Here is a 20,509-nt window from a genome sequence, read left to right as displayed (position 1 = left end):
CAGCTGTCACGTGGAACGTCACTCGGCGATGAAGTCCTCGAGGTCGCGAACGATCGCGGCCTTCGGCTTCGCGCCGACGATGGTCTTGGCGACCTCGCCGCCCTGGTAGACGTTCAGGGTCGGGATGGACATGACGCCGTACTTGGCGGCCGTACCCGGGTTCTCGTCGATGTTGAGCTTGACGATCTCGATCTTGTCGCCGTACTCGGCGGCGATCGCCTCGAGGGACGGAGCGATCTGGCGGCACGGACCGCACCAGGCGGCCCAGAAGTCGACCAGTACGGGCTTGTCGCTCTTGAGGACGTCCTGCTCGAAGGAATCGTCGGTCACGTTCTTCAGGGTGCCGGCCACGGCGGGCTCCTTAACTGGTTATGCGGGGTGGGGTGGAAGGGAGGGTCAGACAGCGGTCTTCTCGGGCTCCGCCTGCTCCTCGTCCGCGAGGGCGGCGAGGAAGCGCTCGGCGTCGAGGGCGGCGGAGCAGCCGGTGCCGGCCGCGGTGATCGCCTGGCGGTAGGTGTGGTCGACGACGTCGCCGGCGCCGAAGACACCCGTCAGGTTGGTCCGCGTGGAGGGGGCTTCCACCTTCAGGTAGCCCTCCTCGTCCAGCTCCAGCTGTCCCTTGAAGAGCTCGGTGCGCGGGTCGTGGCCGATCGCGATGAACAGGCCGGTCACCGGGAGGTCCGAGAGCTCGCCCGTCTTGAGGTTGCGCAGCTTGAGGCCGGACAGCTTCGGGTCGCCCTGGATCTCGGCGACCTCGCTGTCCCACACGAACTTGATCTTCGGGTCGGCGAAGGCGCGCTCCTGCATCGCCTTGGAGGCGCGCAGGGTGTCCCGGCGGTGGACGATCGTCACGGACTTGGCGAAGCGCGAGAGGAAGGTGGCCTCCTCCATCGCGGTGTCACCGCCGCCGATCACGGCGATGTCGTGGTCCTTGAAGAAGAAGCCGTCACAGGTCGCACACCAGGAGACGCCACGGCCGGAAAGGGCGTCCTCGTTGGGCAGGCCGAGCTTGCGGTGCTGCGAGCCCGTGGTGACGATGACGGCCTTCGCCTTGTGGACTGTGCCGGCGGTGTCGGTGACGGTCTTGATCTCGCCGCTCAGGTCGACGTTGACGATGTCGTCCGGGATGAGTTCGGCGCCGAAGCGTTCGGCCTGGGCGCGCATGTTGTCCATGAGCTCGGGGCCCATGATGCCGTCCTGGAAGCCCGGGAAGTTCTCCACCTCGGTGGTGTTCATCAGCGCACCACCTGCGGTGACGGCGCCCTCGAAGACCAGCGGCTTCAGCGACGCGCGCGCGGTGTAGAGCGCCGCCGTGTAGCCGGCAGGCCCGGAGCCGATGATGATCACGTTACGGACGTCGCTCACGACTGGGTTCCTCGTCTCTGGACTGCGTCAGTACGGCCGGTGGGAGCCCCTCTCAGAACTCTCACCCCACCCAACGGATCCTAAGGGGCGCGCATTCCCGGTGTGTCCGGGCACACGGAGAGGCGTCACCGTACGGGATACCACGTCGGCCGGAGGCGAGGCTTCAGCCCGTGGACCGCGCGTGAAGTGTCAGTCTGTGGATCGCGTGTAGGAGTCCGTCAGCAGAACCTTCGCCGAGGATGAGGAATCCGTTTCGCAGGCGGCGTCGACCACGTAGGCATCGACACGGCTGGTGTCCTTCGCGTCGGGCATCACCACGAGATACGCCGGGACGCCGTCGTACGTGCCCTTCTTGGCGGCCAGTGCGTCGTCGTCCTTGCGACCGATGCCCTGAAGGACGCACGCAGGCACCCGAGGGATGATCTTGTTCTTGAGGTTGTTCTCGGGGACGGTGTTCACACCGAGACTCTGGGGGGCACGAGAGCCTGCCCCGGAGCTCTGCGCCAGAAGCGCGAAGACCTCGGTCTCGACCTTCTTCCCGGAGAAGACGTCGGCCTGCGTGGACGGGTCGGACGGCTTGCCGTCGTTGAAGGACGACAACAGCACCGAACCGAGCCCCAGAGCAGCGACCGTGAACACCGTGCCGAGAACGGCGATCTTGCGGCGCCCGTCACGGGAGCGATCCTTGCGGCCCGGGCCCGTAGTGGAGCTACGGGGGCGGCCGACGGGTCGGTCTGCCGACACCGATGTTTCACGTGAAACATGCGCCTCGGTGAGCGCGGGGGCATCCACGGTGTCGGGGACTGTTGCGTTGAGCAGAGCCTCGGCGGCCAGTGCGGCGTCGATACGGCTCGCGACGTCGTCGGGCATGCGCGGGGGACCCGGCATCGTACCGAGCAGACCCCGGATCTCCTCCAGGGACGCGTGAACGTCCGCGCAGAGCTCGCATTCGTCCAGATGCCGCCGTACGTCCGTGGTCCGGGACGGGGGGAGAAGGCCTTCGGTGAGATCGGAGATCTCCGCGACGTCCGGGTGCCCGGCCGTGTCTGTCGATGTCACGCTCGCCCACCTCCGCCCTTCACAGCAGCTGAATCGCCTGGACCTGTCTCGCGGGGACCTCTGTCACGAGGTTCCGCTGCGGATGGGACGGATGTCCCCTGCACCCGGTTCCGTCCCCCGCTCGATTCTCTGCTGTCACCGGCGTTTTCCGGCCGCAGATGAGTGAGGAGGGGGAGGAGTTTGGCTCTGCCGCGGGCGCAGCGGCTCTTCACCGTGCCGGTCGGGACGTCGAGCATGCGGGCGGCCTCGGCCACCGGGTATCCCTGCATGTCCACCAGGACAAGGGCCGCCCTCTGGTCGGGCGGAAGAGTGCCGAGGGCTTCCAGGAGCTGGCGGTGCAGATCATTGCGCTCCGCGGGCGCCGACGCCGACTCGTGCGGCTCCAGGAGCTGCTCCAGGCGCTCGGTGTCGTCGACCGGGGACGTCTTGCGGGAGGCCGCCTTGCGGACGCGGTCGAGACAGGCGTTCACCGTGATGCGGTGCAGCCACGTCGTGACGGCTGACTGACCCCGGAAGGTGTGGGCGGCCCGGTAAGCGGAGACGAGGGCGTCCTGGACCGCGTCAGCGGCCTCCTCGCGGTCCCCGAGCGTCCGCAGGGCCACCGCCCACAGGCGATCACGGTGACGCCGTACGAGCTCACCGAAGGCGTCGGGATCGCCGTCCACGTGGCGGCGGAGGAGCTGTGCATCGGTTGGCGGCTCGACCTGCACATCCCCTCCTTGTTCGGCTCTGGATAGTCCATTGAATCCTGTAGCCGGAGAGATGTAAATGCCTCTTGGTGACCCCGAGTGGCCTTTAGTGAGTGGTGATCGACATCACTTGCGTAATTGGAATTTCGGTGAACATGACACCAGTTGGACCTAGATCGTTCCCAGAATTTCCCGTATGTAGCGAGGGTCGGGGAATTTGATGAAGAAACTTAGCGGTCGGCGGGCTACCGCAATGGGTACGGCTGTCGCCACGATGGCCGGGGTGGCGCTTTTTGTGGGATCAGGAACGGCGCAGGCCGCGTCCGCGTGCCCGGGAACTCGAATTGGCAGGGTTTCCTTTGGCACGGGATATGCGGACCTCTACTGCAGCAGCGGCTATAACTGCGTCATAACCACATCGCGGACCCCTGGGGTCAAGTTGTATATGAATGCCTGGCTTGAGGTGCTTGGGGGTACAAAGAAGTCCGACCCGGGTTATTACTCCTACTATGCTGGTCCGGTTACTTTGTATGCCGCTGGATCATGCGTGCGTTTCGGTGGTCAGGTGGGCACCACGGGAGATAATACCGACTGGGGCCACTGCGGTTGATCACCAGTTGCCGGTTGAGGACCTAGTCCCTCAACCGGCATATTTTCGGGGAGGCTCTCTTAATTTTCGCCGAGAACTCGAATTTCTGAGATGCCGCCGCGGAATAGGCTTGCGGACCCATCCGCCGGTAGTTCAGTAATGTGGATGAGGACGTATCGGGTACGAATTGATTTCTTCAGCTCAGTCTCGACATTTTTCCCTGCGGTCGACAGCTTGGTCAGCTCCTGGGAGAAGTCGCTCAGCGAAGAGGGTTCTGAGGTATTGGCGTCGGCGGCGAGCACTTCGGCGGTCTGCCCACTCCGGTACATCGAGATGTCGATCTGCCGCACGCTCTTCACGCTGCCGAGGTCGAGGATCAGCCCGCTTCCCTCCTTGCGCTGTGGCAGGTTCCCGAAGTTGGGGTAGCTCTTGTACTGCGGGGTGATCCAGGCGGTGTCCGACTGGCCGTCGACGGCGAGCTGAACCTCATCCTCCTGTATGCCGGAACCGCTTGGGGCGAACTCCCGCACGCTGTCGACCGGGATCTGCTTCAGCTGTGCTACGGGCTTGTTGTCGCTACCGTCGTCGTCCGTCGTCTGCGTCTGGTTCGTGTCGTCGGACTTGTTGCCCTGGTCGATCAGGGCGTCCGCGAGCTGCCAGCTGCCGAGGCCCAGCGCGGCGATCAGAAGGGCCGACACGGCCCACTTGAGGGCTCTGCCGGTGCGGCTCTGCAGCGGCGGCGGAGGGGTCGCCAGCACCTGGGTGGCACCCGGGTGCGGTGCGGGGCGGCCGTAGGTGCCCTGCTGGTACGTCGTGCGCTGGTACTCGGGCGGCGCGGTGAACGCCGGCTCCGGCGGGCGGATGCGGGGCATCTCGCCGATAGCCTTCACGAGTTCCTCGGGCGTGGTGCACGCGGACTCGTGGCGGGAGGCGGTCGCGCCGTCGTTGACGAGTGCGCGCATCGACAGCTCGGACAGGCCGCGGTGCACACCGGCCCGCACCTGGTCCGGGGCGATGAGACCGACGTCCTTGGGCAGCCCGGACAGGCCGTAGGCGTCGCTCTCGTACGGCCAGCGCTGGGTGAGTCCCGCGTACAGCAGGGCGCCGATCGCCTCGGTGTCGGTGCGCTGCGGGGTGTCGGAGGTGATACCGCGCAGCGCGGCGTTGACGGCGAGGCCGCGGATGCGCCACTGTCCGCTCGACGTGCGCAGCACCGCGTTCGGGTTCAGGCGCAGATGCGCGAGGCCCTCGCGGTGGGCGGCCGCCATGGCAGCGGCGATCTGGCTGACCATCTGGTAGGCGTCGTGCGGCTCCAGCGGCCCGGGGGCCAGAAGCGTGGTCAGCTCGGTGGCGTCGGGCAGCCACTCGTGGACGACGTAGACGAGATCGTTCTCCTCGACGGCGTCCAGCACCTGGACGAAGCGAGGGTCACCGAGCAGCGCGGACGAACGGGCCGCGGCCAGGACGGAACGAGCCCGTGAGTGGTCCGCGGGCAGGATGTGGACGCCGACCGCGCGGCGGAGCTTCTCGTCGACCGCACGCCAGCTGCTGAAGCCGTCCAGACGGGTGACGCACTCCTCGAGCCGGTAGCGTCTGGCGAGCTTGTGGCCGCTGTGCAGTTCGGGCGGTGAGGCTTTCCCGGGACTCTCGGTCCCGCCACTCCCCTGTGCCTCTTTGTTGTCCGTGTCCCGCTCCCGGTTCTGGGCCACCCCGTCGGCCGTGGACTGGTCCGCCTGTGCGGTCAGCGGCTCGTCGCCACTGTTGTCTGCCACGTCGACGGCAGCCGTGCTGCGTTCCGCCACCGTCGTTCCTGCCTCCCCATTTATTGCGCGCCGATCGACTTCCGTGCGCGCCGTCCGACGCCGAACCCAATTGTGCCCACAGTCCGCCGCTATGCACGACACACGGTGGCGGACGATGGTTGTGCGCGTACCCGTTTATCAGCGCCCCAGCCGTCCGCGCACCATGCCGACCAGGGAGTTCAACTCCTCGATGCGCATCTTGCGAGCGGCCACGAAGAAGATCCCGAGCAGCACGGCCCCGCCGACGATCAGGGCGGCGAACGAGCCGATGACGCCCTGGCCGAGGGTGTGGCCGATGCCATAGCAGGCCGCGCCGCTGAGGACTGCCGCCGGTACCGAGGCGATGCACAGTCTGGCGTATGTCCGCATCACGCGGGCGCCGTCCAGGTCCCCGCCCAGCCGCTTGCGCAGACGGTTCCAGGCGACGCCGACGCCGACGGCGTAGGCGAGGCCGTACGAGGCGGCCATGCCGACCACGGCCCAGCGGGCCGGGATCACGAAGTAACACACGGCGGAAGCGGCGGCGTTGACGGCCGCCACGATGACCGTGTTGTAGAACGGGGTCCGGGTGTCCTCGTAGGCGTAGAAGGCGCGCAGGACGACGTACTGCACGGAGAACGGGATCAGGCCCAGACCGAAGGCCATCAGCATGAAGCCCATGTTCGTGGCCTGGTCGGCGCCCGAGGCGCCGAAGATCAGGGTGCACATCGGGATGCCGAGGGCGACGAAGCCGAAGGCGATGGGCACGATCGCGACGGCCGTGGTCCGGAGACCTTGGGAGATGTCGTCGCGGACCGCGCCGCCGTCGTTCTCCGCGGCCGAGCGGGAGATGCGGGGCAGCAGGGCGGCCATGAGGGACACGGTGATGATGGCCTGTGGAAGGCCCCAGATCAGTTGGGCGTTGGCGTAGGCGGCGAAACCCGTGCCCTTCACGCCGGAGTCGATGCCGGAGGCAGTGGAGAGCTGGGTGACGACGAGGGCGCCCGCCTGGTTGGCCAGGACGAACAGGATCGTCCACTTGGCGAGCATGGCGGCCTTGCCGAGGCCGTGTCCCTTCCAGTCGAAGCGCAGCCGCATCCGGAAGCCGGTCTCCCGCAGGTACGGGATCATCGACAGTGCCTGGACCACCATGCCGAGCAGGATGCCGACGCCGAGGAGACGCTGGCCCTCCGGCGGGATGTTGGTGACCGCCATGCCGGAGCGCTCCGCGGTGCCGTACACCCAGAGGAACGTCCCGAGCGTCACGATGATGACGATGTTGTTGAGGACCGGGGTCCACATCATCGCGCCGAACTTGCCGCGGGCGTTGAGGATCTGTCCCATCACCACGTGGATGCCCATGAAGAAGATCGACGGCAGGAAGTAGCGGGTGAAGGTGACGGCGACCTCGTTGGCCGCGGGGTTGGTCGCGACCGGGTTCGACAGAACGCGGACCAGGAGCGGTGCGGCGAACATCGCAAGTGCGGTGAGCGCGGCGAGCACCACCATGACGAGTGTCAGCAGCCGGTTGGCGTATGCCTCGCCGCCGTCCTCGTCGTCCTTCATGGCACGCACCAACTGCGGCACGAAGACGGAGTTGAGGCCGCCGCCGACGGTCAGGATGTAGATCATCGTCGGCAGTTGGTAGGCGACCTGGAAGGAGTCGCCGAGGAGGCCGAGGCCCAGTACCGAGACGATCATCGCGGAGCGCACGAACCCGGTGAGCCGGGACACCATCGTGCCCGCCGCCATCACCGCGCTGGACTTCAGCAGGCCCGTGGCCTTGCCGCCCTTCTTCGCCGGAGCCGGCGCGGCCGGAGGCGGTACGGGGGCGGTGCCCAGGTTCATGGTCCTGTCCGCGAGGGGCGGCATGGGAGGCTCGGCGCCCGGGACCGGTGCCGGTGAGGGGCCGGGGACCGACGGGGGCTGGTACGGCGGCTGGCCGCGACCCTGCTGCTGGTCACGGAAGAGGTGGGCGAAGGCGTCCGGCTCGTGGCGCTCCTCGGCGGAGTGCGTGACGAGGTCGTCGACGCCGACGTACTGAGTCGTGCGGGGATCGTCGCCGTACGGCAGGTACTGAGTGGGACCCTCCGGCTCGGGAGCCGGCGTCTGGGCCCACACATGCGGGTCCGGTGCGTACGGGGACTGCTGAGGCTGGGCGTACAGCGGCTGCTGCGGCTGATACGTACCGGGGGGCGGCGGAGGGTGCGCGGCGCGGTCGTAGAGCGCCTCGGCGACCGGGTCCTGGGCGGAGAGGTCCTGCGCCCGGTAGGGGTCCTGGTCGTAGGCGTCCTGGAGGTACATGTCCGCGGGAGGCTGCGGCGGCACCTGGCCGTGCTCGGGCGGCGGGCCGTCGGGATAGCCCGAGCTGCCCGCGGCCTGGCCGCGGTCACCGTCGTACGGCGCGTTCATGGTTACCCCACCTCATCGTCCCGGGCCCACCGACGGCCACGACATCCTCAACGGTCCACTCTCTCACCCGTGCCGGACGGGTCGGCGCTTTCCGCTGCGGTGTCCGGCGCAGGGTCACTCGGCTGCTCCGGGTCGTCTGCCCCGCGCAGGGTGCCGGACTCCTTCTGTAGACGGTCCTCGGAGTCCGCGGGGTTCTCCGAGCCGTCCACGGCCTCGCCGGTCTCGTCCGGGTCGTCCTCCGTGGCCTCCTGGGCGGCGGCGCGCTTGCGCTGCGTGTACATCCGGAAGCCGGCGAGGACCAGCAGAAGGAAACCGCCGCCGATGACCAGCATCACCGTGGCCGTGAACTCGGTGACCTTCACATCGAACTGAACGGGGTCGCCGTACGCCTGGCCGTCCTCCGTGAAGAGCTGGGCGGTCACCGTGGTTTTGCCGTTGGCCTGGGCGGAGGTGGTGAACTTCACCGACTGGCTGTGCCCGCCGGAGACCGCGACCCGCTGCTCCTGGTACTCGCCGTCGCCGATCTTGAGGCGGGTCGGGCTCGTCGAGGTGAGCCGCAGCACCAGGTGCTCGACACCCTGCACCAGGTTGTTCTGTACGGTCACGGGGATCGTGGCGCTGCGCCCGGAGAGCTTGGTCTCGGACTTGTCGATCAGCCTGACCTGGGAGACCAGGGAGTTGAGGTACTGCTCCACGGCGTTGCGGTAGCGGTTCGCCTCGGCGGCGCGGCCGCGCCACGACGTGGACATCTCGCGGTTCATGGCCCGCCCGAAGGGGGTGACCACCCGGGACGCGTCAGTGAGGATCACCTTGAACCTGTCGAGCTTGTCCTGCGTGGTCGCGATCTGCTCGAAGGCCGCCTTCGGCAGCTCCTGCTTGCGCAGCGAGGACGGGTAGGCGGACGCCGGTGGCACCTTGGTGGTGGCGCTCGTGTCCGGCTTGGCGGCCGCCGCCGACGTGAGGCCCTGGGCCTGGGACCAGTTCCCGTCCTGGAGGGCCGCCACCGCCTCGGCCATCGCCCGGGCCTGGCTCGCCGTCGCCATGCGCTGCGGGGCGACGACGATGCTGCGCTGCTTGTCCGTCTGGGCGTTGAGCGCCAGGCTCGACGCGAGGAACTTCTGTACGGCGAGCGTCGTGGCGGAGGCCTTCGTCAGATCACCTTCGAAGGCCGTGGACAGCCGCGCGTCCGAGACCACCGCGGTCGTACCGCCGCCGATGGGACGGGCCGAGGAGGGCGTGTACGGCAGCCCGCCGGTCTCCTGGAGGCTGTCGCTGCGCGCGATCACCTTGTCGGCGCCGGCGGAGGTGGCGACCTTGACGATCGACGGGTCGACGGCGCCTTCGACGGGCCAGGCGAAGTCGGTGTTCGGCGTCACGTGGAGCACCGTCTTCACCGTTGTGGTGGCGGCGTCGGTGGCCTCCTTGAGGTGGCTCAGCGAACCGGTGACCGTCGTGCCGTTGTGAGCGAGGGAGGCCAGGTCCGGGTCGGAGAAGGGGAGGGCCACGACCTCCTTGTCCGCCACCGCCTCCTGTAGTTCGGCAAGCCATGCCATGGCGACGCGCTGATGCGTGCCCGCCACGGTGGTGCTGCCCGACTCGACGCGGTAGGTACGTGTCATCGCGTCGACGGAGGCCAGCAGGTCCGGGTCGATCACCCAGGTGACGTCCAGCTCCTTGCCCAGCGACAGCAGCTGCTCCAGACGGCCGCCCGGGGAGATCTCCTTGGCGAGGTCGTCGTTGAGGAAGACCGGCGTCTGCTGTTCGTTGGATCCCGTCTCCGCCGTCATGTGGACGGTGGAGACGAGCGGCCACAGGACGGTCGTCTTCGTCTTGGTGTCGGCGCCCTCGGGCTGCCAGGGCAGGAACGTCCGCTGGATGCCGAGCACCTGCTGCCACTGCTGCGCGGACGTCTCACCGGTCAGGGAGACGCCGAGCTGGTAGACGCCGTCGGAGCCGAGATCCAGCTTGTCGACCGGCACGGAGATGCTGAAGTCCTGGGCGACGCCCGGGGCGAGCTTGGTGAACTTCTTGACGTACTTGCCGCCGACGACCGTACCGTCGAGCCCCGGCTGGAAGTCGGTGCGCTTGGCGACGGTGTCGATCTCCGAGCGGGTGCTGAGCGCGGGTCCCACGCGGAGGTCCACCTGGGCGTCGGTGACCGCCTGCTTGCCGTTGTTGGTCACGGTTCCGGACACGGTGACCGTGTCGCCGTCCGTGGGGGCGCTCGGGGTGAGCGTGTCGAGGGCGACGGCCACTGTGCTCGAGCCGGACGCGGCCGCCGCGGGTGTGGCCGCGGGCAGCTGGAGGAAGCCGGCCAGCAGAGGCGCCCCGGCGAGCAGGGCTCCGGTGCGCCGCAGCCACCGGCGGGCAGGTGAGGGACTCATCCCCTGGAAGTCTGCCGCCTCGGCCACGCGCTCGCCCGTCCCTCGTCGTCGTCAGTGGTCGTCGGAATGTGCGTCCACGCATGGTAACGATGCGCGCTGAGGGGAAGTGCCGCGGACTGCTCCACAAGATCGGGGGAAGGGTCCGGGGCGTCCCGTATGTGTGCGTATAAAGGGGAGCGATTCCGCCCGTCCGAGGGGTGAGCCTCACATGCCAGGCTGTGCAGATTTAATGGAGGCGCTCGGTGTCGCCCGGGCCACGTACCCTCTTCTGTTGTGCCGAACGCCAACGAAGACACCCCCAGTGCCCTGAGCCAGGTGCAGCTCCGCGCGGTAAGTGAACTGCTGCGGGTCGCCCCTGTCGCCGATGACCTCGCCCGCCGTTTCCAGGAGGCCGGGTTCTCTCTCGCCCTGGTCGGCGGCTCGGTCCGGGACGCGCTGCTCGGCCGGCTCGGCAACGACCTGGACTTCACGACCGACGCCCGCCCCGAGGACGTACTGAAGATCGTGCGCCCGTGGGCGGACTCCGTGTGGGAGGTCGGGATCGCCTTCGGCACGGTCGGGGTGCAGAAGGACGGCTACCAGATCGAGGTCACCACGTACCGGTCGGAGGCGTACGACCGGACCTCGCGCAAGCCCGAGGTGTCGTACGGCGACTCCATCGAGGAGGACCTCGTCCGGCGTGACTTCACCGTGAACGCGATGGCTGTCGCGCTTCCGGAGAAGGAGTTCATCGATCCGCACGGCGGGCTCGACGACCTCGCGGCGCGTGTGCTGCGTACGCCCGGCACTCCCGAGGCGTCCTTCTCGGACGACCCGCTGCGGATGATGCGGGCCGCGCGCTTCGCCGCCCAGCTCGACTTCGAGGTGGCTGCCGATGTCGTCACCGCGATGAAGGAGATGTCGGAGCGCATCGAGATCGTCTCGGCCGAGAGGGTGCGGGACGAGCTGAACAAGCTGATCCTCTCCGCACACCCGCGCAAGGGGCTGACTCTGCTGGTCGACACCGGGCTCGCCGACCACGTCCTGCCCGAGCTGCCGGCACTGCGTCTGGAGAGCGACGAGCACCACCGGCACAAGGACGTCTACGAGCACACGCTGATCGTCCTTGAGCAGGCGATCGCGCTCGAGGAGAACGGTCCCGACCTGGTCCTGCGTCTGGCCGCCCTGCTGCACGACATCGGCAAGCCGCGTACGCGCCGCTTCGAGCAGGACGGACGGGTCTCGTTCCACCACCACGAGGTGGTCGGCGCGAAGATGACCAAGAAGCGGATGACGGTTCTCAAGTACTCCAACGAGTTGGTGAAGGACGTCTCGCGGCTGGTCGAACTCCACCTGCGTTTCCACGGTTACGGCATGGGCGAGTGGACGGACTCCGCGGTCCGCCGCTACGTCCGTGACGCGGGCCCTCTCCTCGACCGCCTGCACAAGCTCACTCGGTCCGACTGCACCACGCGCAACAAGCGCAAGGCGGTCGCGCTGTCCCGCGCGTACGACGGTCTGGAGGAGCGCATCACCCAGCTCCAGGAGCAGGAGGAGCTCGACGCGATCCGCCCGGACCTGGACGGCAACCAGATCATAGAGATCCTCGGCGTGGGACCCGGCCCGGCCGTGGGCCGCGCCTACAAGCACATGCTGGAACTGCGCCTGGAGAACGGGCCGATGGGTGAAGACGCTGCGGCCAAGGCGCTCAAGGAGTGGTGGGCCGAGCAGAGCTGAGACAGCGAGACGGGGTCATGTTTCACGTGAAACATGACCCCGGGATGCGCCGAGGGGCGCTGTTTCACGTGAAACAGTGCCCCTCTTGACGTCTGCTGTGCTTCAGGGCCTACTACTTGTCCTTCAAGCAGAGCAGGAAGTTACTGCCGTCACCGGTCTCGGTGTACACGTACTGGAAGTCCTTGGCCTCTGCGGCGCACTTCGTCTCGGCGAGGCTGCCGCTGAACGTGCCCTCGATCTTGGCCAGCACCGTGTACTCGGCCTTCGAGTCGGCGCAGTCGACGACCTCGAGGTCCGGGTCGTTGTCGTTGGTGCTGCCGCGGTGCATGCAGTCGCCGACCGACGCCGTGTTGGCGTCGTCGCGGCTCGATATGTAACCGCCGATGGCGATACCGGCGACAGCCAGGACGATGACGATGTTCTTGATCGTCTTGAAGCTGAGCTTGCGGCGGGGCTGCTCCGGCGGAACCGGCGCGTACGGCGCGCCGCCCTGCGGGGGGACGCCCGGCTGGCCCTGGGCGAAGGGGTTGCCGCCCTGCGGCGGGTACGGGGCCTGGGGCTGCTGGCCCTGGGCGTACGGGTTCTGGCCCTGGGGCGGCGGAGTAGTCACTTGGGGGTCCCCCTAGAACATGGGCGTGTGGCACGCATAAGGAGCGAGTAAGACGCACGTAAGTTACCGGGCCCCACTGACACTCCTGCAACCCAGGGGGACTCTGTGTCATTGATGTGACACTTACTGGCGTTCAAAGCGGGCCATAGCCACCGCAACTGCCCCGTAGATAACGGCCACCGTGACCACCAGCACCACAGAACGCCCGTCGGGCGGCAGCATCAGGGCAGCCACGGCGGCCGCGCCCACGAACGCGATGTTGAACAGCACGTCGTAGACGGAGAAGATCCGGCCCCGGAACCCGTCGTCGACCGAGGACTGCACGATGGTGTCCGTCGCGATCTTCGCGCCCTGCGTGGTCAGGCCCAGGACGAACGCCGCGACGAGCATGGGCGCGACGGCGAAAGGGAGGCCGAGAGCCGGTTCCAGGACCGCGGCGGACGCTGCGCACACGGCGATCCAGTGACCGGGGCCGAGTCGTCCCGCCGCCCAGGGCGTCAACACGGCCGCCACGAAGAAGCCGGCGCCGGAGATGCCCAACGCCAGCCCCAGCAGGGCAAGTCCGTCATCGGTGGTCGAGGAGAACTCGTACCGGCAGAGCATCAGCAGCATCACCAGCAGGGCGCCGTAGCAGAACCGCATGAGCGTCATCGCGGCGAGCGCCCGGGCGGCCTGTCGGCGCGGTGGGGAGGCGAGGTGGCGTACGCCGGCCACCAGGTCGTGCGCGGTGCCGGAGAGGGCGGCTGAGAGGCCGGGCCGCACCAACTCCTGGTCGGGGCCCAGAAGCCCTCGTGACATGCGCAGCGAGGCCAGCGCCGCGCACAGGTAGAGGGCGGCGCCCAGCAGCACTACCGCGGCATCGGAGTCCGCGAACACCAGGCGTACGGCGAAGGCCAGACCGCCGCCGGCCGTCGCGGCGAGCGTGCCGGCGGTCGGGGAGAGGGAGTTGGCGATGACGAGGCGCTCGGAGTCGACCACACGCGGCAGGGCGGCGGACAGGCCCGACAGGACGAAGCGGTTGACGGCGGTGACGCACAACGCGGAGACGTAGAAGAGCCAGTCCGGCACGTGGCTGACCATCAGGACGGCGGTCGCCGTGGCCATCATGGCGCGCACCAGGTTGCCGTAGAGGAAGACCTGGCGGCGGCGCCAGCGGTCCAGCAGGACGCCGGCGAAGGGGCCCACGAGGGAGTAAGGGAGCAACAGGACGGCCATGGCGGAGGCGATGGCGGTGGCCGAGGTCTGTTTGTCCGGGGAGAAGACGACGTAGGCGGCGAGTGCGACCTGGTAGACGCCGTCGGCGCCCTGGGAGAGCAGACGTACGGCGAGCAGGCGTCTGAAGCCTTGGAAGCGCAGCAGGACGCGCAGGTCACGTACGACGGCCATGGCGCACAGCCTCACATAAGGACAGGGTCCCCGGGCGGTACAACCCGGGGACCCTCGACACAGCCCTGGCAGGAGCGATTTTCAGTGAGCCTCGGCGCCTTTAGCGCTCGACTTCACCCTTGATGAACTTCTCGACGTTGGCGAAGGCTTCGTCGTCGAAGTACTGGACCGGCGGGGACTTCATGAAGTACGAGGACGCCGACAGGATCGGGCCACCGATGCCGCGGTCCTTGGCGATCTTCGCGGCGCGCAGGGCGTCGATGATGACACCCGCGGAGTTCGGGGAGTCCCAGACCTCGAGCTTGTACTCCAGGTTCAGCGGGACGTCGCCGAAGGCACGGCCCTCGAGGCGGACGTAGGCCCACTTGCGGTCGTCGAGCCAGGCCACGTAGTCCGAGGGACCGATGTGGACGTTCTTCTCGCCCAGGTCGCGGTCGGGGATCTGCGAGGTGACGGCCTGCGTCTTCGAGATCTTCTTGGACTCGAGGCGGTCGCGCTCCAGCATGTTCTTGAAGTCCATGTTGCCGCCGACGTTGAGCTGCATGGTGCGCTCGAGACGGACACCGCGGTCCTCGAACAGCTTCGCCATCACGCGGTGCGTGATGGTGGCGCCGACCTGCGACTTGATGTCGTCGCCGACGATCGGGACGCCCGCCTCGGTGAACTTGTCAGCCCACTCCTTGGTGCCGGCGATGAAGACCGGAAGGGCGTTGACGAAGGCGACCTTGGCTTCGATGGCGCACTGGGCGTAGAACTTCGCCGCGTCCTCGGAACCGACGGGCAGGTAGCAGATGAGAACGTCGACCTGCTTGTCCTTGAGGATCTGGACGACGTCGACCGGGGCCTCGGCGGACTCCTCGATGGTCTCGCGGTAGTACTTGCCGAGACCGTCGTGGGTGTGGCCGCGCTGGACCGTGACGCCCTTGTTCGGGACGTCGCAGATCTTGATGGTGTTGTTCTCGCTGGCACCGATGGCGTCCGAGAGGTCGAGGCCGACCTTCTTCGCGTCGACGTCGAAGGCGGCGACGAACTCGACGTCACCGACGTGGTAGTCGCCGAACTGGACGTGCATGAGGCCGGGGACCTTGGTCGCCGGGTCGGCGTCCTTGTAGTACTCGACTCCCTGGACCAGCGACGCGGCGCAGTTGCCCACGCCAACGATGGCTACGCGGACCGAACCCATTCCGGTTGCTCCCTGTGTGTATGAGTGAGGCCCTGACTGGGCGCTCACGTGATGGTGTCGTCGGGCGTATCGGGCCGGGGGGTGTCCCCGGACCGTGGCAGGTTGCCCGGCGCTCCAGATGTGTTGTTCTGCTGAGCGGGCCCCCCGGAGGCGGACCCCTTTAGGTCCCGTCCGGCCCGCTCGCTCTCGATGAGCTCGTTCAGCCAGCGCACTTCGCGCTCCACGGACTCCATTCCGTGGCGCTGGAGCTCAAGCGTGTAGTCGTCGAGGCGCTCCCGGGTGCGCGCGAAGGAGACGCGCATCTTGTCCAGCCGGTCCTCCAACCGGCTGCGGCGGCCTTCCAGCACGCGTACGCGTACGTCGCGCGACGTCTGGCCGAAGAAGGCGAAACGCGCGGCGAAGTGCTCGTCCTCGTACGAGTCGGGGCCGGTCTGCGAGAGCAGGTCCTCGAAGTGCTCCTTACCTTCCGCCGTCAACCGATAGACGATCTTGGCGCGACGTCCCGCGAGTGATGCGGCGAGAGCGTCTTCAGGAGCGTGTCCCGGCTCTTCGATCAACCAGCCATTGGCGACCAGCGTCTTGAGACAGGGGTAGAGCGTGCCGTAGCTGAACGCACGGAACACGCCCAGTGACGTATTGAGTCGTTTGCGCAGCTCATAGCCGTGCATCGGGGACTCGCGGAGCAGGCCGAGTACGGCGAACTCGAGGATCCCTGAGCGTCGGCTCATCCTCTCGCCTCCTCGTCCCTGGCTCGCTTATGCCGCTCTGATGTATCGACTCGATACATCAGCACGATAGAACGGCCATCCGCACGGGACAAGTGGGGGGATGGTGAACGGGATCACATCACTTATTCATCCGAGGCAAGTTGCCTGATTTGGGGTGAACTTCGGGCCTAGGCGGGTTTTGACGGTGCGTAGTCTGTGCGGCATGCACACCACCGGGAACCGAGTGGCGCCTGGGGGCGTCGTCGTCCTCGGTGCAGTACGGGTGAATGCGAAAGCGACCACATCCGTACTTCGGGGGGACCGGAAACCAGCCGCCGTTTCCAGGCGCGCAAAGGTGCGCCTGCCCGAGGAGTAGTCGTTCGATGAGCGAGCACCGTCGCAAACCGCCGCAGCCGCAGGGAGGCGGACGTGCCGCGGCCCGACGCGGCCAGTCCGGTTCGTCCTCCGGCCGCCGCGCGGCACCGCGTGGCGCCACCGAGTCTCCTTCCGACTCGTACGGGTCGGGAGGCGAGGAGCGGTCGTTCGGCGGCCGCGCCGATGCCCGGCGCGCGGCCCAGAGAAGCGGGGGCAGCCGACGCAGAGCGGCCGAACCCGCCGGCCGTGGCGCCCGACGCGGTGGCCCGGGCGGCCCGAGCGGTCCTGGACGGGGCCGAGCCACCGCCTCGAGCAAGCCCCGGTTCATCGACTATCCGCGCGCCGGCAAGTACGGCTGGCAGCGCTGGATGCCGTCCTGGAAGCTCGTCTCCGGGCTGTGCCTGGCGTTCTTCGGCGGTCTCGTGGCGATCGCGGGTATCGGATACGCGATGGTCGGCATCCCCAGCGAGAACACCGCGGCCAAGTCGGAGAACAACGTCTACTACTGGGAGGACGGCTCCCAGATGGTCGCGACGGGAGCCGGTGCGAACCGGCAGAACGTCACGATCGACAAGATTCCCAAGGCCATGCAGTGGGCCGTGATCTCGGCCGAGAACAAGAGCTTCTACTCCGACTCGGGTGTCGACCCCATGGGTATCGCCCGCGCTCTGGCCAACATGGCGCGGGGCGGTGACACGCAGGGTGGTTCGACGATCACCCAGCAGTACGTGAAGAACACCTACCTGAGCCAGGAGCAGACGGTCTCCCGGAAGTTCAAGGAGATGTTCATCTCCATAAAGGTGGGCACGAAGCTCACCAAGGACGAGATCCTGCAGGGCTACCTGAACACCTCGTACTACGGCCGTGACGCGTACGGCATCCAGGCCGCCGCGCAGACCTACTACGGCGTGGACGCGGAAGAGCTGTCGCCGAGCCAGTGCGCCTTCCTTGCCGCGCTGCTCAAGGGCCCGACGTACTACGACCCCGTGGACAACACGAGCTACGACCCCTCGGCGACCAAGGCGAAGAACACCGAGCGCTCCAAGTACCGCTGGAGCTGGATCCTCGAGCAGATGCACGACGACAAGCATCTGACGGACGCCGAGTACCAGACGGCCACCAAGAAGTACCCCATGCCCCAGGGGCTCAAGGCGACCAAGGGCATGACCGGCCAGACCAGCTACCTGGTCGACACGGCCAAGAAGTACGTGCTGGCCCACTCGGACATTTCACAGACCGAGTTCGACAAGGGCGGCTACCAGATCTACACGACCTTCGAGAAGGACAAAGTCAACGCTCTTTCCAAGGCCGTTCAGAAGATCGAGAAGGAAAAGATCGACCCGGAGAAGCGCGAACTGGACAAGCACGTCCAGTTCGGTGCGGCGTCGGTCAGGCCCAAGGACGGTGCCATCGTTGCCCTGTACGGCGGTGCGGGGTACGAGAACGGCCACTTCAACAACAACGCGAACACCTCCGGTGTGCCCGTCGGATCGACGTGGAAGCCGTTTGTGATGGCCGCGGCGATGGAGTACGGCACGTACAAGGATCCTGACGTGGGTGTCGCGCCCTTGAGCAAGTACAACGGCAACGATCATCTGAAGGTCAGGAACAACGACGGCACCTACGTCCTTAAGAAGGACAACTCGGTCTTCTACCAGGAGAACGAGAGTGACTATCCCTGGGGCTACATCTCCCTGCGCAAGGCGATGGAGCAGTCCGTCAACACACCGTTCGTGCAGCTAGGCATGGACGTGGGGTTGATGAAGGTCCGGGGTGTCGCGGAGAAGTCCGGAATCCTGGACGAGAGCATGCCGCAGACCCCCAACGCGTCCTTCTCTCTCGGTACCTCGACCCCCAGCGCCATCCGTATGGCTGACGCCTACGCGACGTTCGCCGCATCCGGCAAGCACGCGGATCCGTACTCCGTGACAGCAGTCAAGAAGGACGGGCAGGACCTGCAGGGCTTCGACAAGCCGAAGATCACGCTGGCAATGCCCGAGAATGTGGCGCACAACGTCACGAACATGCTCGAGAACGTCATTGAGAACGGCACGGGTCAGAACGCGAAGGCTCTGGGTCGTACGGCGGCCGGCAAGACCGGCACCACCGACGAGAATAAATCTGCCTGGTTCGTGGGCTACACGCAGCAGCTGTCGACATCGATCGCGATGTTCCGTGAGGACCCCAAGAGCAGCAAGCTGCTCTCCATGAACGGCACGGCGGGTGAGGACTCCATCCACGGTGGTGACATCCCCACGTCGATCTGGACCGAGTACATGAAGGCCGCTCTCAAGAACGCCAACGATCCCGGTTTCCCGGACGCCGAGAAGATCGGCGAGGTCCAGGACGAGCAGGGCGCTCCCTCCCCGACCCCGACCGTCACCGCGACGCCGACCCCGACCGTCAGCGCGACGCCGACCCCGACGCCGAGCCCGTCCCTCACCGCTCCCTCGCCCTCGGCGACGGAGACCTGCTTCGGCTTCCAGTGCGAGGACACCGGAGGCACGAACACCGGCGGCACGGACGGAGGCACGACCTCCACACCGACGGCCACGGAGACAGACAGCACCAGAGGCAACGGCAATGGAGGCATCTTCGGAGGATCGAGCGGTTAGCCGCCATATCGCCCGCCGAGGGTGTTTCACGTGAAACATGGGCCGCCGCACCCACCAGGTGCGGCGGCCCTCGGCGTATTCCTAGAGACGTACGGCAGGATGTCCCCCATGCCCAGCGCAGAATCGACGCAAGCGAGCGTGCACGAGCCGGACCTGGTACGGCCGACCAAGGACGACGAGATCGCCGCGAACGGCAGCGAGCTGATCGGTGGCCCGATCGGGCGGCGGGCGCTGCTAGGGACGTCCTGGTGGACTCCCGTGCGCATCATCGCGCTCGTGGCGATCGGGATGTTCGCCCTCGGCCTGGTCCAGAAGGCGCCCTGCTACAACGGCGGCTGGTTCTTCGGCGCCAGCGCGCAGTACACGCACGCGTGCTACTCGGACATCCCGCACCTCTACGCGGGGCGCGGCTTCGCCGACGGGCTCGTGCCGTACTTCGACAAGATCAACGGCGACATGGAGTACCTCGAATACCCGGTGCTGACCGGTGTGTTCATGGAGGTCGCCTCCTGGCTCACGCCCGGCAGCGGCAGCATCCAGGACCAGGAACAGTGGTACTGGATGGTCAACGCCGGGATGTTGATGGCGTGCGCCGCCGTCATCGCCGTCTGCGTGACCCGTACGCACGCCCGGCGGCCCTGGGACGGTCTGCTGGTCGCCCTGGCGCCCGCCTTCGCGCTGACCGCCACCATCAACTGGGACCTGCTGGCGGTCGCCCTGACGGCCGCGGCGATGCTGATGTGGTCGCGGGGCCGCTCTCTCGCCTTCGGTGTCCTGCTGGGCCTCGCCACAGCCGCCAAGCTCTACCCCGTCTTCCTCCTGGGCCCGTTGTTCGTGCTGTGCTGGCGCGCGGGCAAGTGGCGGGACTTCGGAAAGGCATTGGGAGGCGCCGCCGTCTCCTGGCTGGTCGTGAACCTTCCGGTGATGCTCCTCGCCTGGGACGGCTGGTCGAAGTTCTACGAGTTCAGCCAGGAGCGGGGCGTCGACTTCGGGTCCTTCTGGCTGATCCTGGCCCAGAACTCGACCGACCCGCTGAGCACCGAGACGGTCAACACACTCGCCACGCTGCTGGTGCTGCTGTCCTGCGTCGGCATCGCCGCGCTCACCCTGACCGCCCCACGCCGGCCGCGCTTCGCCCAGCTGGCCTTCCTGATCGTCGCGGCGTTCATCCTCACCAACAAGGTCTACTCGCCGCAGTACGTCCTGTGGCTGATTCCCCTCGCCGTACTGGCGCGGCCCAAGTGGCGGGACTTCCTGATCTGGCAGGCCTGCGAGGTGGCGTACTTCCTGGGGATCTGGATGTACCTCGCGTACACGACCAGCGCGGACGCCCACAAGGGCCTGCCCCAGGACGGCTATCACTGGGCCATCGGGCTGCACCTGCTCGGGACGCTGTACCTGTGTGCCGTGATCGTGCGCGACATCTGGATGCCGGAGCGGGACGTGGTGCGCCGGGCCGGCGACGACGACCCCTCGGGAGGCGTGCTCGACGGGGCGGAGGACGTGTTCGTCCTGGGCCCAGCGGCTCATCCCCCGCGCCACGCCGCCCACTTCGGAGCGCCGCAGGTGGAGTGGGGCGATCAGGCCCCTTCCCCAGACCGTTCGCTCTGAGCGAACAAGGCGTGGTCGCCCCACGCA

At 67.5% G+C, this 20,509-nt stretch carries 14 protein-coding genes; 3 read left to right on the top strand and 11 right to left on the bottom strand.

Annotation, left to right across the window (positions count from 1 at the left end):
- Positions 1-18 precede the first annotated feature (18 nt).
- The 7 genes from trxA to ACWD3I_RS07055 form a co-directional block, all read right to left on the bottom strand.
- Complete coding sequence (trxA, locus tag ACWD3I_RS07085) at positions 19-351, bottom strand: thioredoxin (protein ID WP_007383275.1); 333 nt, start codon at positions 349-351, stop codon at positions 19-21.
- 45 nt (positions 352-396) lie between these two features.
- Complete coding sequence (gene trxB, locus ACWD3I_RS07080) at positions 397-1,365, bottom strand: thioredoxin-disulfide reductase (RefSeq protein WP_365393428.1); 969 nt, start codon at positions 1,363-1,365, stop codon at positions 397-399.
- Positions 1,366-1,554: 189 nt separating this feature from the next.
- The gene (locus ACWD3I_RS07075; protein ID WP_365393425.1) at positions 1,555-2,424 is read right to left on the bottom strand and encodes an anti-sigma factor family protein; all 870 of its coding nucleotides are present in this window, start codon (positions 2,422-2,424) and stop codon (positions 1,555-1,557) included.
- The gene (sigM, locus tag ACWD3I_RS07070; RefSeq protein ID WP_365393422.1) at positions 2,421-3,134 is read right to left on the bottom strand and encodes an RNA polymerase sigma factor SigM; all 714 of its coding nucleotides are present in this window, start codon (positions 3,132-3,134) and stop codon (positions 2,421-2,423) included. The genes ACWD3I_RS07075 and sigM overlap by 4 nt, the downstream gene beginning before the upstream one ends.
- Before the next feature lie 648 nt (positions 3,135-3,782).
- Positions 3,783-5,504, bottom strand: a complete 1,722-nt coding sequence (locus tag ACWD3I_RS07065) for a protein kinase family protein (RefSeq protein WP_365393419.1) — start codon at positions 5,502-5,504, stop codon at positions 3,783-3,785.
- A 138-nt stretch (positions 5,505-5,642) separates the two neighbouring features.
- On the bottom strand, positions 5,643-7,895 hold the full coding sequence (gene murJ / locus ACWD3I_RS07060) for a murein biosynthesis integral membrane protein MurJ (RefSeq protein ID WP_365393416.1): 2,253 nt from the start codon (positions 7,893-7,895) through the stop codon (positions 5,643-5,645).
- 47 nt (positions 7,896-7,942) lie between these two features.
- Positions 7,943-10,306: a DUF6049 family protein gene (locus tag ACWD3I_RS07055; protein WP_365393413.1), complete on the bottom strand. Its 2,364-nt coding sequence runs from the start codon at positions 10,304-10,306 to the stop codon at positions 7,943-7,945.
- A gap of 246 nt (positions 10,307-10,552) precedes the next feature.
- On the opposite strand from ACWD3I_RS07055, the gene ACWD3I_RS07050 reads away from it, so the two are divergent.
- Entirely contained in the window at positions 10,553-11,995 is a 1,443-nt protein-coding gene (locus ACWD3I_RS07050) for a CCA tRNA nucleotidyltransferase (RefSeq protein ID WP_365393410.1), read from the top strand.
- A 112-nt stretch (positions 11,996-12,107) separates the two neighbouring features.
- Here the strand turns inward: ACWD3I_RS07050 and ACWD3I_RS07045 are convergent, their stop codons facing one another.
- The 4 genes from ACWD3I_RS07045 to ACWD3I_RS07030 form a co-directional block, all read right to left on the bottom strand.
- Positions 12,108-12,605 (bottom strand): LppU/SCO3897 family protein, encoded by a 498-nt coding sequence (locus tag ACWD3I_RS07045; protein WP_365393407.1) that lies wholly within the window; start codon positions 12,603-12,605, stop codon positions 12,108-12,110.
- 123 nt (positions 12,606-12,728) lie between these two features.
- Positions 12,729-13,991 (bottom strand): MFS transporter, encoded by a 1,263-nt coding sequence (locus tag ACWD3I_RS07040; RefSeq protein WP_365393404.1) that lies wholly within the window; start codon positions 13,989-13,991, stop codon positions 12,729-12,731.
- Between the two features lie 100 nt (positions 13,992-14,091).
- Entirely contained in the window at positions 14,092-15,174 is a 1,083-nt protein-coding gene (locus ACWD3I_RS07035; protein WP_365393401.1) for an inositol-3-phosphate synthase, read from the bottom strand.
- Between the two features lie 44 nt (positions 15,175-15,218).
- Positions 15,219-15,902 carry a PadR family transcriptional regulator gene (locus ACWD3I_RS07030; protein WP_365393398.1) on the bottom strand — a complete coding sequence of 228 codons (684 nt, stop codon included), beginning with the start codon at positions 15,900-15,902 and terminating at the stop codon, positions 15,219-15,221.
- A 362-nt stretch (positions 15,903-16,264) separates the two neighbouring features.
- Between ACWD3I_RS07030 and ACWD3I_RS07025 the strand changes: the two genes are divergently transcribed.
- Together ACWD3I_RS07025 and ACWD3I_RS07020 are read left to right on the top strand one after the other, a co-directional pair.
- Entirely contained in the window at positions 16,265-18,871 is a 2,607-nt protein-coding gene (locus tag ACWD3I_RS07025; RefSeq protein WP_451084043.1) for a transglycosylase domain-containing protein, read from the top strand.
- Between the two features lie 108 nt (positions 18,872-18,979).
- Positions 18,980-20,482, top strand: a complete 1,503-nt coding sequence (locus tag ACWD3I_RS07020) for a glycosyltransferase family 87 protein (protein WP_365393395.1) — start codon at positions 18,980-18,982, stop codon at positions 20,480-20,482.
- Positions 20,483-20,509 lie beyond the last annotated feature (27 nt).

The sequence above is a fragment of the Streptomyces sp. NPDC002817 genome, assembly GCF_053592055.1.
The sequence above is the reverse complement of the archived record's forward strand: the minus strand, read 5'-3'. Positions and strand labels throughout refer to the sequence as shown.

Coding starts and splice junctions, on each gene's coding strand:
- murJ (WP_365393416.1), bottom strand. CDS start 7,895: ATGAACGCGCCGTACGACGGTGACCGCGGCCAGGCCGCGGGCAGCTCG.
- ACWD3I_RS07040 (WP_365393404.1), bottom strand. CDS start 13,991: ATGGCCGTCGTACGTGACCTGCGCGTCCTGCTGCGCTTCCAAGGCTTC.
- ACWD3I_RS07035 (WP_365393401.1), bottom strand. CDS start 15,174: ATGGGTTCGGTCCGCGTAGCCATCGTTGGCGTGGGCAACTGCGCCGCG.
- ACWD3I_RS07030 (WP_365393398.1), bottom strand. CDS start 15,902: ATGAGCCGACGCTCAGGGATCCTCGAGTTCGCCGTACTCGGCCTGCTC.
- ACWD3I_RS07025 (WP_451084043.1), top strand. CDS start 16,265: ATGAGCGAGCACCGTCGCAAACCGCCGCAGCCGCAGGGAGGCGGACGT.
- ACWD3I_RS07020 (WP_365393395.1), top strand. CDS start 18,980: ATGCCCAGCGCAGAATCGACGCAAGCGAGCGTGCACGAGCCGGACCTG.